Genomic DNA, 13,364 nt, shown 5'->3' on the forward strand with positions numbered 1-13,364 from the left:
GGCGCGCGGTTCAGCGCCGGGTCCCCGTGCCGACGAGGGTGCGCTCGTACGGGTCGAGCAGTACGCCCCGCACCGGGGTGGCGACTCCCGCCACGACCTCCAGGTGCACCAGCGGCACCACCGCGTCGGTGCCGAGGACGGCGGTCTCCGCCGCCATGGCCGCGTCCCGGCGACGGTCGGGGTCGGCGGTGGCCTGGGCCCGGGCGACGGCCGCGTCGACCTTCTCGTCGCACAGCCGCGCGAGGTTGTAGCCGCCCTCGCAGGTGAAGTCGGCGGCGAGGACGGCGACGGGGTCGCCGGTGTCGAGCATCGTGTTGCGGGAGAGCACGACCGCGTCGAACTTCCCGGCCAGCGCGTCGGCCTCCAGCCGGGAGTAGTCGCGCACCTCCAGCTCCACCTCGAAGCCGGCCTTCTGAAGCTGCTGCTGCAGCACCTGGGCGGTCTCGGGCAGTTCGGGGCGGTTGTCGTAGGTGGCCAGGGTGATGCGCGTGCCGTCGGGGTCGGCGGCCTCCGCCCGGCCCGCCGGTTCGGTCCGCTTTCCGGCGGCCCAGGTCAGCGCGGGGCCGTAGACGCCCCGGCCGGGCTCGGCGCGGCCCTCGTACACGCCCTTCGCGAGGGCGGAGGTGTCGACCGCCTCCCGGGCGGCGGCCCGCAGCCTCGGATCGGCGAAGGGGCCGGAGGAGGTGTTGAGGTGCAGGGCGGTGTTGCGGGCGGTGGCGTTGGCGCGGACGGTGTCCGCGTCGAGGGAGGCGAGCTGGGCGACGGGCAGGGACTCGGCGATGTCCACCTCGCCGGTGCGCAGGGCGTTGGCCCGGGCGGTGCCGTCGGCGACGAACCTCGCGTCGATGCCGGAGGCCTGGGCCCGGCCGCCCCAGTGGTCGTCGAAGCGGTCCAGGCGGACCGCCGTGTCGCCGGTGACCTCGGTGAGCTCAAAGGGGCCGGTGGCGGTGCCCGCCGGGTCCACGGCGCCCTTCTCCCCGTACGCCTTCGGGGAGAACACCGACAGGGAGGGGTTGGACAGCCGCAGCGGCAGGACCGGGTCGGCCCCGGCGGTGCTCACCCGTACCCGGTCCTCGCCCACCGCCTCGGCGGTCAGCTCCACACCGGTCAGTGCGGCGGGGGGCGGGGTGGCCCGGGCCGCGCGGGTGAGGGCGCCGGCGACGGCTTCCGGGGTGACCTCGGCGCCGTCGTGGAACCGCGCGTCCCGCAGGGTGAACAGCCAGTCGCGGCCGCCCTTCTCGCTGCTCCAGGACTCGGCGAGCGCGGGCGCCGCGGCGCCGTTGGCGTCCAGCCGGGTCAGCCCCTCGGCGACGCCGAGGCGGGACAGGAGCAGGGCGTCCTGGCCGTGGGGGGAGAGGTTCTGCGTCGGCGGGAAGGCGAGCGCCACCCGCAGCCGCTTGCCGTCCCCGGAGCCGTCGGAGCCGGAGGAGTCCGAGGAGCCCGGGTCGCCGCCGGAGGCGAAGCAGCCGGAGAGCAGTGGGAGGAGCAGCAGGCCGGCGGCCGACCGACGGCGGAGAGATCTCATGGTCTTGGGTTCTTGCCTTTCGGGGCAGGTTGTTGACCACAGATTATATGAAAATGGTTTTCATTCACGCAAGAGGGATCTCGAAGTGCACGGCCCCACTCCCGCCGCCGGACACCTCCTCACGCCGGCCGTCCCGCTCGTCACAGACGACCTTGCCCAGGGACCGCCACAGGTCCATCGCCCCGGGCGAGTGCGGATGGGTGTGCAGGTAGACCGAGCGGTAGCCGCCGTCCGCCCGGGCGAACTCCAGCAGTTCGCCCACCAGTCGCCGGGCCAGTCCGCGCCGCCGGTGCTCCGGGCGCACGCACACCCGCCGCAACTGGGCGGTCTCCCCGGACGGGTAGCGTTCGGCCAGCCATCGCGGGTTCGGCGGATGGGCGGGGCCGCGGGCGTCCAGGGCGGCCGTGGCGACGACCGTCCCGCCCGTCCCGTCGGCCGCGACCAGCAGGGTGTGCCGGGGCGGGGCGAGGTAGAAGGCGCCGGGATCGACGATGTCGGCGTGCCAGCGTGGCACGTATCCGGTGCCGAAGTCCCGGTACACGGCGTCGAGCATCACCGCCCGCGCCCCGTCGAGGTCCGCCTCGGTCGCCGTTCTGATGCGATAGTCATGCACTTGCACATCATATGCAACAAGGGGCGCACGGCCGGCACCCGCTCCCGCCGGGCCGGTCCTACGCTGGAGCTGTGTACGCACGCCGGCGCCGCCGCTACTTCGCCCTGATGACCCTGTGCCTGCTGCTGTTCGTCGGCGCCTGGGCCTTCGTACGGCTGTGGTCGGTGCCGCTGGCGATCGCCATGTGCGTGGTCGCCGCGGCCATCCCGCCCGTCGCGGCGGTCGTCGCCAACCGCCGCGGGCCGGACGGCCGCTGGTGGGGCGAGGGGCCGCCGGGCTGACCCGCGCTCCCGGGTGCGGGCCCCGTCCCCGGGAGCGGGACTGATTTCGCGGCGGGGTCCCGCCGCGAAATCAGTCCCGCACCTCGGGCAGCACGCGGGAGAGCGCGCCGGAGGCGGTGAGCTCCGCCCAGGTGCCCTCCGCCGCGATCCGGCCCCCCGCCAGGACGGCGATCCGGTCGGCGCGGCGGACCGTGGCGGCGCGGTGGGCGATCACCAGGGTGGCGCGGCGCGCGGCGTCCCCGGCCAGAGCGGCGGCCAGTTCGGCGTCGGCGGCGGTGTCGAGCTGGGCGGTGGTCTCGTCCAGGACCAGCACCCGGGGCCGGGCCAGCAGGGCGCGGGCCAGCGCCACCCGGGCGCGCTGGCCGCCGGAGAGGCCGGTGCCGCGCTCGCCGAGGACGGTGGCGTACCCGTCGGGCAGCGCGGCGGCGATCCGGTCGACACCGCAGGCGCGGGCGGCCGCGTACAGCTCCTCGTCCCCGGCCCCGGGCGCGGCCAGCCGGAGGTTGTCGGCGAGCGTGCCGTGGAACAGCGGCGCGTCCTGGCCGACGACGGCGACGGTGCGGCGCAGTTCGGCGTCGGAGATCTCGCGGAGATCCAGCGGCGGCCCGGTGCGCGGCAGCAGCTCGACCGCACCGCGGCCCGGGTCCCAGAAGCGGGCCAGCAGTTGGGCACAGGTGGACTTGCCCGCGCCCGAGGCACCCACCAGGGCGACCGTCCGCCCGGCGGGCACGGTCAGGTCGAGGCCGTCCAGGACGGGGGCGCCGCCGTAGTCGAAGCGCACCCCGAGCAGCCGCACGCCCAGCGGACCGTCCGGTACGGGGCGGGGCTCGCGCGGCGGCGGGGCGAGCGCCGGGGCCCCGGCAGCCGCACCCACCCGGGCCGCCGCCGCCCGCAGACCGGCCGCCCGGCCCAGCGCGGCGGAGGACTCGGCGACCGGACCGAGGATGCCCAGCGCCAGGGCCACCGCCGCCGGGGCCCACTCCCCCGGCAGCCGTCCGGCGGCGACGGACCAGGCCGCCACCGCCACCGTCCCCGCCACGGCCGCCGTCACCAGCGCCTCGCGCACCGCCGCCGTGCCCGCCTCCCAGGAGACCTCGGCCCGCTGGGCGGCGCCCAGTTCCCGGCCCCGGTCGGCCAGCCGGGCGCGGTACCGGTCCAGCGCGCCGAAGGCCAGCAGTTCCCGGAGCCCGTCGACGGTCTCCACGGCCTCCGCCGACAGCCGTGCCGCCCGCTCCCGGGTGCGGGCCCCGCGCTCGGCCCGGATCCGGGCGTCCAGCAGGGGCAGGGCCGTCAGCAGCACCGCCGCGGGCACGGTGACCGCCGCCGTCCACGGCTCCGCGGCGGCACACACCGCCGCCCCGGCGGTGAACACCGTGCCGGAGGCCAGCAGGGTGGCGGTGGTGTGGGCATAGAGGAACTCCAGCGCCTCCACGTCCGCCATGGCCGTGGCCGCCAGGTCGCCGCTGCGCCGCCCGGCGATCCGGGCGGGCGCGCTGCGGGCCAGGCCGTCGAAGACCCGTATCCGCAGTGCGGCCAGCACGCGGTAGGCCAGGTCGTGGGAGAGGTCCATCTCGCGCCAGGTGGTCACCGCCCGCACCAGCACCAGTGCGATCAGCGCCGCGACGGTGCCGGGTGCGGGGGCGGCGCCCCGCAGCACGGCGGCGCCGGCGGTGTGCGCGGCCAGCGCCACCAGGGCGACCAGGGACGCCTGCTCGGTCAGGGCGGCGGCGCAGGTGCGGGCCATCATGGCCCGGTGCCCGGCCAGCGCGGGCAGCAGGGCGCGCAGCGCGCCGGGCGGCACGGACGGGGCGGGGGACGCCAGGGGGTGCCCCGCCGGTGCGGTCGCGGTCACTGGTGGGCCCTTCTCTCTGCGGGTATCGGGTCTTGCCACGGGATTCGGGAGGCTCACGGCCCGCCGGCGCACCGGCCGGTGCGGGCCGGTGTCGGCCGGTGCGAGGGCCCGGAGTGGTCGGCCTCCGGGCCTCACCACGGCCGCCCCGCCGGTCTCCGGCACGGCGGTCACCGTGTCCGCTGTGGTGCCGCCGACGGTCCTGCCCGCCCCTGCCGGACGTCCGGGAACGGGCGCACGGCTGTCGGCGGAGGCTGTGGAGACCGCCGACGGCTCCGGGAACCGCCGGCCCCCCGGTGCGGTGTCCACCGCCGGGACGCGGTGCGCGCCGCCGCGGAGCCGCGGGCGGCGGCGGTCACCGTACCCACTGCGGCACGGCGGCCGTCGGGGACCGCCGAGGCCGCCGACGGACACCGGGAACCGCCGGCCTCCGGCGCGCCGGACCGGTAGCGTGCCCGGCCGGCCGGGCACGGCGTACGCGGAGCCGGGCACCGGCCGGCGGGCCGCGGTCTCCCGGGCCGCGGTCTCCCGGGCGGCGGACCCGGCTGCGGCGCGCGAGGCGCCGGTGACGGCGGCCGTGGCGCGGGTCATGCCGCGCGCCCCCGGTCCGTCTCCCCGGCCGCGACCAGATCCGCGTACACCCCGCCCCGGTCCAGCAGCCCGCGGTGGTCGCCGACCGACTCGACCCGGCCGCCGTCGAGGACGACGATGCGGTCCGCGTCCCGCACCGTCCGCAGCCGGTGGGCGACCACCAGCCGGGTGCGGCCGCGGGCGGCGTGCAGCAGTTCGGCCGTGATGGCGGCCTCGCGCCGCTCGTCGACGGCGCTGGTCGCCTCGTCCAGGACGAGGACGGGCGCGTCGGCCAGCAGGGCCCGGGCCAGCGCCAGGCGCTGCCGCTGGCCGCCGGAGAGGGTGGCGCCGCGCTCGCCGAGGACGGTGGCGTACCCGTCGGGCAGCGCGGCGATCTCGTCGTGGATCCCCGCGGCCCGCGCGGCCCGCTCCAGCTCCGCCTCGTCCGCCTCCGGACGGGCCAGCCGCAGGTTCTCGGCGATGCTCGCCGGGAACAGGTACGTCTCCTGGGAGACCACCGCGATGCCGCGGCGCAGCGCCTCCAGGGGATGCCCGGTGGTGGGGACGCCGTCCAGGGTGATCCGGCCCCCGTCCGGGTCGCGGTGCCGCAGCAGCAGCGCCAGCAGGGTGGTCTTGCCCGCGCCGGAGGGGCCGACGATCGCGGTGGTGCGGCCGGCCTCGGCGGTGAAGGTCACCCCGCACAGGGCGGGCCGGGCCGCGCCGGGGTAGGTCAGGTCCACGTCCTCGAAGCGGATTTCGGGCGGCGCCTGCCGGGCACCGTGCGGGCGGTCCTGCGGACGGCCGGCCCACGCGGGTGTGCGCACCCCGGTGTCCGGCACCGCGGGCTCGGCGCGGCGCAGGGCGGCGATGCCGTCGGCCGCCGAGACGCCGAGGTAGCCCGCGTGCCACTCCCGGGCCAGGTCGCGGACCGGCCGGAAGCACTCCGAGGCCAGCAGGAGCAGCAGGTACGTCCCGGTGGCGGTGGCCCGTCCGGAGGCGGCCGAGGCGCAGGCCAGCAGGGCGGCGGCGACCGTGCCGCCCTGGACGGCCAGATCGGTCAGGGCGGTGTCCGCCAGGGAGACCCGCATCTTGGCGACCGTGGCCCGGTGCAGGGCGGCCGACCGCTCCTCCAGCCGCTCGCGGGTGCGGCCGACGGCACCGGCCGCGCGCAGCGCGGGCATGCCCTGGAGGGCCTCCAGGTAGTCGGCGCCCAGGGCCTCGTAGGTGTCCCAGTGCTCGCCGCCGCGCCGGGCCAGCAGCCGGTCCCACCAGCGGGGGGCGAGCAGCGCCAGGGCCAGGGCGGGGGCCAGGACGAGCGGGGCGTACGGCTCGACGGCCCAGGCCGCCGCCAGCAGCGGCAGCGGCAGCAGACAGGTGGCGGCCAGTTGCGGCAGATAGCGCGAGACATAGGCGTCCACGCCCTCCACGCCGTCCACCACCGCGGCCCGGACCGCGCCCGCCCGGGAACCCGCCGACCAGGCCGGGCCCAGCCGCCCCAGACGCGCCAGCAGCGCGTCGCGCAGCCGCACCCGCACCAGCGCCCCGGCGTCCGCCGCCACCCGCCGCTGCCACCAGCCCAGCAGGGCCCGGACCGCGACGGTGCCCAGCACGGCCGCCAGCAGCGCGGGCACCTCGCCGGCCGTGCCGCGGGCGATCGCGGACAGGGCGAGGGCGAGCAGCAGCGCCTGGACCAGATGGGTGGCGGCGACGGCGAGGAGGAGGGCGGTGGCGCCGGCCAGCGGGGCGCGGGCGGTGCGTGCGGCGGTGAGCAGCTCCCGGTGCAGCATCACGGGCGGTCACCCCCGCCGGGCGTACCGGGCGTACCGGGTGCCGCCAGGGCGAGACCGTGGACCACCCAGTCGCGGCCCGGCGGTTCCCCCAGCGCCGCGCCGAGGTCGGCGCCCTGCCAGGAACCCAGCGGACGGGACCGCAGTCCCAGGCGGGTGGCGACGGCCTGCGCGGTGCCCACGGCGTGTCCGGCGGTCAGGTGGTCGGCGCGCACCCGGTGCGGCGGGGCGCCGGAGGGGCAGCCGCAGGCGAGCAGGACGGCTCCGGCGTCCGCGATCCAGCCCTGCCCGGCGGCCCAGGCGGCGAGGGTGGGGCGGGCCTCCCCCGCGGCCACCCGGCGCAGGCCGCCGGGGGCGGCCGGGCCGGGGGCCAGCAGCCCCGGCCCGGGCGTCCCCGGCGGGCCGCCGGTGGCCGCGTACCACCGCAGGCCGGGGCCCGCGGCGGCGGCAGCGGCGAGGACGGCGGCCAGGTGGGCGCGGTCCGGCGCGCCGGACAGGGGCGGGGGCGCGCTGCGGCGGGCGAGCAGGTCGTGCCCGGCGGGGGCGGGGAGCGCCGGGGGCGGCGTCCACCAGTTCTCCCGGCCGTCGCCGGGGTGCGGGGCGGCGGTCAGGGCCCGCAGCACGACGCCGGTGTCGTCGGCCGCTGCGCCGCCGGCGCAGCGGCCGCTGTCCGCCACGGGCCACGGGGTGCCGCCGGTGCCGTCCGCCCAGCGGGCCAGCGACCACGGCTCGGGGCACGGGTCCGGGGGCATCAGCCGTACGGCGGCCAGGGGGTGTTCGTCCGCCTCCCCCGCCGGGTGGTCCAGTCCGGCCGCGGCGGCCAGCAGCGGCCCGGCGGCGTCCCGGCAGACGGCCGGGCGGACGGCCGGGTGCCCGACCGTCCCGCCGTGGGCGCGGGCCGCCAGCACCAGCGCCGCCGCGGCGTGCCCGGCATCAAGCAGCAGCAGGGGCCAGGCGCGGTGCCCGTAGTGGGCGGCGGTCCGCCGGGGGGTGACGGTCAGGACGGCGACCGCGCCCGCCGGGACGCCACCGGGCGCCGGGCCGCGGGCGTGGACGCGGTGGGCGAGCGGGTCGTAGGCATAGCGGCCCGGCGGCAGCGGACAGCCGGGGCCGATCAGCAGGTGGGCGCTCACCGGGTGGCACCCGCCCGCCGAGGCGTGGGGCCGCAGTCTGCCCCGGCCGCCCCGGCCGGTGGCGCCTTGGGCGGCCAGGGACAGCCGCAGCAGCGGTTCCAGGGGCAGTTCGCCGGGGCCGGCCGCGGGGATCGGCAGTCCCGGGCCCGGTCGGGCGGGGGCGAGGGGTCCGGGGGCGCGGTCCGGGCCGGGTTCGGCGGCCGAGCGGGCCCGGGACAGGGCGGCGGTCACCACCGCGCGGGCCGGATCCGTGCCGCGGCCCGGCCCCGCTGTCCCCGTTGCCGTCCCGGCCGCCGTCGCGGCGGCCGGCCCGGGGGGTGTCCCGGGTGCTGTCCTGGAGGTCGTCATGTCCCGTGTTCCCGGTCGTGTCTCACATGTGCGGCGGCGGGGCGAGGGTGAAGTCGTCCGGCGCGCTCGGGGCGGTGGTCCGCCAGCCGCGGGCGAGCGCGGCCTCGGCGAAGCGGGGGCAGCCGTAGTAGGCGAAGGCGGCCGGCGCGTTGGGCACCAGCCCGGAGACCAGCACCCGGGCCACCCGCAGCGGGGTCTCGGCCACGTCCTCGGTGGTCAGGTCGAAGGTGACGGTGCGGTGGCCGCCCGCGCGCAGCCGGGCGTCCAGTTCCGCGCGGCTGCCGGGCGCCACCTCGCCGATCCCGGCCGTGCCGTGCGCCGGATCGGTGAAACGTCCCGCCAGCGGGGCCGCGCGCTCGTCCAGCCACACCTGGACGTGCGCCCCCAGATCCCGCACGGCCGCGAAGTCCGTCCCGCAGTCGTCCAGGTAGCGGCGGTCGGCGCGGTGGTCCAGATACAGGCCGCGGGCCAGCAGCCCGGCCTCGATCGCCCGGAACACCCAGCCGTCCGCCTCGGTGAGTCCGAGGGTGAAGACCCAGGTGTGCACCGCCTCCAGGACGGCTTTGCGGGCGGCCTCGGCCGGGTCGAAGCGGCAGGCGAAACCGGCGGCGTGGATGCCGCGCCGCGCGTCGTGGACGAGCGCGGCCATGCAGGGGGCGAACTCCGAGGGCATCTCCACGATCCACACCCGCAGCCCGGACCCGGCCAGGTCGTCGGCGAGCCCCGGGACGCTGTCGGGGTCGATGCCGCGCGCCGGCCCGCCCAGATGCCACCACAGCTCCAGCGCGTCGCGTTCGACGACCTCCAGCAGCGCGCGTTCGACCGCGTCGGCCAGGCCCTGCCCGGTGGCGATCCCGGCGTAGTTGAGGTGGTGGGTGCGGGGCAGCGAACGCAGTTCGCCCTGGCGCCAGTTGAGGTGGGTGAGCGCCACCGGCGCCCAGCACTCCCGGGTGCCGCCGTCCGCCGCGTGCTCCGTGCCGCGCGTCCACAGCGCGGGGGTGTCCGCGGTGAGACGGCGGTACGGGAAACGGGGGCGCCCGTACTGCCAGTCGGCGTGGACCGGTACGTCCTCGGGCCCGTACCGGCGCAGCCCCTGCTCCGCAAGTTCCCGTGCGGTGGCGCGCAGGGGCGCGGCGGGGTGGCCGGGCGGCGGCACGCGGTTGCCGCAGTAGCGCTCGACGGCCTCGGCCACGGCGGCGATCCGGGCACCGCCGGGGTCGCCGAAGGTGGTGCCCAGCGCGACCCGGTCGGCGGGCCAGGCGCCCAGCCGCCGGGCGTCGCCGACGTCGGCGGTCACGGCGGTGTAGCGGGGCGGGGCGCCGTCTGGGTGCTCGACGGGGCCGACGGCGCGGACGATTCCGCACACGGGGTCGACGAGGGCGTCGACCGGCAGTGCGCCGGTCGGGGCGCCGGTCGGGGGTGCGCCGGTCGGGGCGGCGGTCATCGGCGGATCTCCCGGAAGGGGTCGGCGGACGGGTGGGGCGCGATCACCGGCAGCAGCAGGGCACTGCCGTCGGTGCGCACCGTGCGGCGGGAGGGGCGCGTCGCGGTGGCGGTGACGGGGTCCTCGCCGGTGTGCGGGTTGCGGGCGTGGGCGGGGAAGTGGTGTCCGGCGATCTCCAGCCGCAGCCGGGTCCCGGCGGGCAGCCGGCGGGCCAGCACACCCAGCGGGACGGGTACCGCGGTGGTCCGCCCGGGAGCACCGCGGCGACGCCCGATGCCCGCCGCCAGGGGCGCGGCCCGGCCGTCCGGGGCGAGGGCGACGAGCCGGGCGGCCCAGTCCGCGTCGGCCGTGTCGGCGGCGGCGGACAGCCGCACCTCGGCCTCGCCCAGCAGGTCCAGGGGGCGGGGCAGGGGCGCGGTCAGCAGCAGGCAGCGGTCGGGGACGCCGGTGGCGGGCACGGCCAGGTCGTCGGAACGCACCGGCCGCAGCGGGTCGGCGGTGAACTCCCGGCCGCGCAGCAGCCGCAGCTCCCCGCCGGTGCCGTCCGCGCAGTCCGCGCCATCCGTGCCGTCAGCGCCGTCAGCGGTGCCGGTGCCGGTGCCGGTGCCGGTCCGGTCCGCGGTGAAGCGGTACGGGGTGCCGCGCCGGGCGAGCGCGGCGGCCGGCAGCCACCGTCCGCTGCCGCCCAGTGCCACGGCCCCGGCCCGGCCGGGGGCGAGCCGCCCCGCGAGGGCGGCCCGGGCCCAGGCGGCGTACAGCTCGCCGAGGCGTACGCGGTGCGGGCCCGTGGCGTCGGGGCCGGGGTCGGCGGTCAGCCCGTGCCCCCAGGGGCCGAGCAGCAGCCGGGCCGGTCCGCCCCAGTGGCGCCACAGCCGCAGCAGGTCGGCGGCGAAGGGGTCGTGGCTGCCGCCGACGGCCAGCAGCGGCACGGTGCCCGCCGCGGCGGGCAGGGGGGCGGGGCGGGCCCGCCACAGCTCGGGCCAGGTGGGCAGCGCGCGGCCGAGCCGCCGGGGCAGGTCGGTGAGGGGGAGGTGTTCGAGCAGGCCGGGGTCGCCGGCCAGCGCCCGGGCGAGGGCGTCCTCGTCGCCGTCGCGGCGGTCGCCGTGGGCGGCCCACCAGCCGGCCCGGGCCAGCAGCCGCTCACAGCCGGAGGGTTCGCGGGCGGTCTCGGCGAGCCCGAGGGCGGGCACCGCGGCGAGCACCGCGTCGGCCCGTCCGGCGGGGTCGGCGGCCAGCGCGGTGACCAGGGCGCAGTGGGCGGCGTAGGAGGCGCCGCAGGCGACGAGGGTGCCGTCGGACCAGGGCCGCTCGCGTATCCAGCGGACGGTCGCCGCCCCGTCGTCCGCCTCCGGTCCGTAGGGCCGCCACCGCCCCGCCGAGCCGTACCGGCCGCGGACGTCCTGGGCGGCGGCCGCGAAGCCGCGCCGCGCCCAGCCGCGCAGCTCCGCGTGGTGGCGGCGGCGGTCGTAGGGGGTGCGGACCAGTACGGCGGGGTGCGGGCCCGGGCCGTCCGGCAGGCACAGGTCGGTGGCCAGCGGTGTGCCGTCGGGCGCGGGGACCAGGGCGGTGCGGACGGACCCGCCGGGTATCGCGGGGTTCATGCCGCGCCCCGCGGGGCGGGCAGCGGCGCCACGTCGGGCACCGGCAGGACGGGGTGCTCGGTGACGGTCAGGCCGCGCAGGTCCACCCGGCGCAGCCGCCGCCGGGCGGGCAGGGCACCGGGGGCCGGGGCCTCCCGGGCGGCCGGAGCCCCGGTGGCCCAGTCGGCGAGGTCGGCGGTGAGCAGGGCGGCGGCCAGCGCGGCCGAGGCGGGTGTGGTCAAGCGGTCGTCCCCCGTGACCCGCTCGCCCGCCCAGTAGGCGGCCAGTTCGCGGTGGGCGGGGGTGGCGGCCAGCCGCCGCAGCCGGACCTGGGCGGCGGTGACGTCGCCCGGTGCCACGGCCGGGGGTTCGAGCCAGAGCTGCCGGCCCTCCCGGTGGCAGCGCAGCCAGGCGACGCCGAGGGCGGGCAGCCGGTCGGCATCGTCCCACAGTCCGGCGGGCACCGGCCCGTCCAGGCACCACACCACCGCGGCGGGCCGGCCGTCCCCGCCGGGTGCCGCGTCCCGTACGAGTGCGGCGACCTCCTCCGGCGCGGCGGGACGGGGTGCCGCTCCGGCCCGCCGCAGGCAGTCGCCCAGGGGCTCGGTGAGGACCGCGTCCCCCAGCAGCCACACCGTGCGCAGCCGGGCGGGCCACCGGTCGCGCGGGGGCTCGGGGGCGGCGCCGGCGCGGGTGTACCCGGCGGCGGCGAACGCGCCGAGCAGCCGGGCGAGCGCGGGCTCCGGCTCCATGTCCGCGCCGTCGCCGGAGAGCCGGTCCAGCAGGTCCGCCACCGGTACGTCCCCGGTGGCCACCCGCAGGAACTCCCCGTCGGCGGTACGGACGGCCGCGCCCCGGCCGGGGACGGCGACGACGGTGACACCGGGTGCGAGGCGGGTGCCGGTCACGGTTTCCTCCGTGAGGTGCGGGGCGGCCCGGAAGGGCCTCGGGTGGCTGTCGGATCCCCGCCTTCGGCGGTTCACCGGAAGTACCGTCCGGCTCTCCGGGGCGTCCCGGCCGCCGGCGGCGGACAGGACGCGACGCGGTGGACGGACGCGGTACGGGGCGGGCCCGCCCGGGCGGGAAGAGACGACCGGGCGGACCCTGGGGCTTCGCCCCGTGTCACTCCTCGTCGTCGAAGGGGTTCTCGACGAGCGCGTTGGAGTGGGTGGCCGAGGCGTGGGCGAGCTGGCCCGGGTCGGCGATCGGGGTGAAGACCTTCTCGTGCTCCAGGTTCTCCATGGACAAGCCTCCTGAGTGATCGTCAGTCGGTACGGCATCCGTTCGGATGCCGCACCCACACACTAATGAAAATGGTTACCGTCTTCAAGAGGGATCGGGTGGTCCGGGTAGCACACCGGCCAGCCGCCCTCGGGATCCCGCCCCACCCGGCCCGCCACCCCCAGCACCCCGGCAAGCAGTCCGGGGGTGACGACCTCGGCGGGCGGCCCGTCGGCGGCCACCCGGCCGCCGCGCAGGGCCACCAGCCGCTCGGCGAACCGGGCGGCGTGGCCGAGGTCGTGCAGCACCATCACCACCGTCAGACCGCGCTCGGCGCGCAGCCGTACCACCGTCCGCAGCACCTCCAGCTGGTGCCGCAGGTCGAGGTAGGTGGTGGGCTCGTCCAGCAGCAGGACCCGGGTGTCCTGGGCGAGCGCCATCGCCAGCCGCACCCGCTGCCGCTCACCGCCCGAGAGGGAGTCCACCGGCCGGTCGGCCCAGTCCGCCACCCCGACATCGGCCATCGCGCGGCGGCAGACGGCGTCGTCGCCCTCGCGGAGCATGCCGAGCGGGCCGCGGACGGCGTACCGCCCCTGCCGCACCAACTGCCGCACCGTCATCCCCGGCACGGCGGGCGCGGACTGGTGCAGCAGCGCCACCCGGCGGGCCGTGGCCCGCCGGGAGAGCCGGGCCGGGTCGTCCCCGCCGAGCAGCACCCGTCCGGCGGTCGGCCGCAGCAGTCCGGCGGCCAGCCGCAGCAGGGTGGACTTCCCGCAGCCGTTGAGGCCGACCAGGGCCACCAGCTCGCCCGCCGTGATCCGCAGGTCCACACCGCGCAGCACCGGCCGCCCGGGATAGCCGAAGCCGACACCCTCGACGGCGATGTCCGTGCCACCGCCCGTCCCGCCGTCCGGGCCGGACGCGGCGGCGGACGGCTCCGGGCCGCCCACCACGGGCTCGGTCACTTCACTCACTTCGGTCGTGCCGCCCTTCTCGGTACGTGTGGCTCGGTA

11 protein-coding genes are annotated in these 13,364 nt (G+C 79.0%); 1 reads left to right on the forward strand and 10 read right to left on the reverse strand.

Features of this window, described 5'->3' with window-relative positions:
- Positions 1-10: 10 nt before the first annotated feature.
- Positions 11-1,525 (reverse strand): ABC transporter substrate-binding protein, encoded by a 1,515-nt coding sequence (locus CUT44_RS31620; RefSeq protein WP_100205436.1) that lies wholly within the window; start codon positions 1,523-1,525, stop codon positions 11-13.
- Between the two features lie 64 nt (positions 1,526-1,589).
- Positions 1,590-2,138 (reverse strand): GNAT family N-acetyltransferase, encoded by a 549-nt coding sequence (locus tag CUT44_RS31625; protein WP_100205437.1) that lies wholly within the window; start codon positions 2,136-2,138, stop codon positions 1,590-1,592.
- A 71-nt stretch (positions 2,139-2,209) separates the two neighbouring features.
- Between CUT44_RS31625 and CUT44_RS31630 the strand changes: the two genes are divergently transcribed.
- Positions 2,210-2,419 carry a DUF3099 domain-containing protein gene (locus CUT44_RS31630; RefSeq protein WP_100205438.1) on the forward strand — a complete coding sequence of 70 codons (210 nt, stop codon included), beginning with the start codon at positions 2,210-2,212 and terminating at the stop codon, positions 2,417-2,419.
- A gap of 70 nt (positions 2,420-2,489) precedes the next feature.
- Here CUT44_RS31630 and CUT44_RS31635 read toward each other — a convergent pair whose 3' ends face one another.
- From CUT44_RS31635 to CUT44_RS31665, 8 genes are all read right to left on the reverse strand, one after another.
- Entirely contained in the window at positions 2,490-4,271 is a 1,782-nt protein-coding gene (locus CUT44_RS31635; RefSeq protein WP_233221809.1) for an ABC transporter ATP-binding protein, read from the reverse strand.
- A gap of 584 nt (positions 4,272-4,855) precedes the next feature.
- Positions 4,856-6,628, reverse strand: a complete 1,773-nt coding sequence (locus tag CUT44_RS31640) for an ABC transporter ATP-binding protein/permease (protein WP_100205439.1) — start codon at positions 6,626-6,628, stop codon at positions 4,856-4,858.
- On the reverse strand, positions 6,625-8,106 hold the full coding sequence (locus CUT44_RS31645; RefSeq protein WP_146252335.1) for a nitroreductase family protein: 1,482 nt from the start codon (positions 8,104-8,106) through the stop codon (positions 6,625-6,627). Before CUT44_RS31645 ends, CUT44_RS31640 begins: the two co-directional genes overlap by 4 nt.
- Positions 8,107-8,128: 22 nt before the next feature.
- The gene (locus CUT44_RS31650) at positions 8,129-9,550 is read right to left on the reverse strand and encodes a YcaO-like family protein (RefSeq protein ID WP_100205441.1); all 1,422 of its coding nucleotides are present in this window, start codon (positions 9,548-9,550) and stop codon (positions 8,129-8,131) included.
- Complete coding sequence (locus CUT44_RS31655; protein WP_100205442.1) at positions 9,547-11,151, reverse strand: CocE/NonD family hydrolase; 1,605 nt, start codon at positions 11,149-11,151, stop codon at positions 9,547-9,549. The genes CUT44_RS31650 and CUT44_RS31655 overlap by 4 nt, the downstream gene beginning before the upstream one ends.
- Complete coding sequence (locus CUT44_RS31660) at positions 11,148-12,038, reverse strand: hypothetical protein (protein ID WP_100205443.1); 891 nt, start codon at positions 12,036-12,038, stop codon at positions 11,148-11,150. The genes CUT44_RS31655 and CUT44_RS31660 overlap by 4 nt, the downstream gene beginning before the upstream one ends.
- A gap of 214 nt (positions 12,039-12,252) precedes the next feature.
- Positions 12,253-12,363 carry a streptamidine family RiPP gene (gene amiA, locus CUT44_RS34645; protein WP_269846264.1) on the reverse strand — a complete coding sequence of 37 codons (111 nt, stop codon included), beginning with the start codon at positions 12,361-12,363 and terminating at the stop codon, positions 12,253-12,255.
- Between the two features lie 71 nt (positions 12,364-12,434).
- Positions 12,435-13,235 carry an ABC transporter ATP-binding protein gene (locus tag CUT44_RS31665; protein ID WP_100205601.1) on the reverse strand — a complete coding sequence of 267 codons (801 nt, stop codon included), beginning with the start codon at positions 13,233-13,235 and terminating at the stop codon, positions 12,435-12,437.
- Positions 13,236-13,364 lie beyond the last annotated feature (129 nt).

Origin of the sequence: Streptomyces carminius (assembly GCF_002794255.1) — a bacterium.
Classification (GTDB): Bacteria; Actinomycetota; Actinomycetes; order Streptomycetales; family Streptomycetaceae; genus Streptomyces; species Streptomyces carminius.

Bases quoted from the DNA above. Each gene is read 5' to 3' on its own strand.
- CUT44_RS31650 (WP_100205441.1), bottom strand. From the start codon at position 9,550: ATGACCGCCGCCCCGACCGGCGCACCCCCGACCGGCGCCCCGACCGGC.
- CUT44_RS31655 (WP_100205442.1), bottom strand. From the start codon at position 11,151: ATGAACCCCGCGATACCCGGCGGGTCCGTCCGCACCGCCCTGGTCCCC.
- CUT44_RS31645 (WP_146252335.1), bottom strand. From the start codon at position 8,106: ATGACGACCTCCAGGACAGCACCCGGGACACCCCCCGGGCCGGCCGCC.
- CUT44_RS31620 (WP_100205436.1), bottom strand. From the start codon at position 1,525: ATGAGATCTCTCCGCCGTCGGTCGGCCGCCGGCCTGCTGCTCCTCCCA.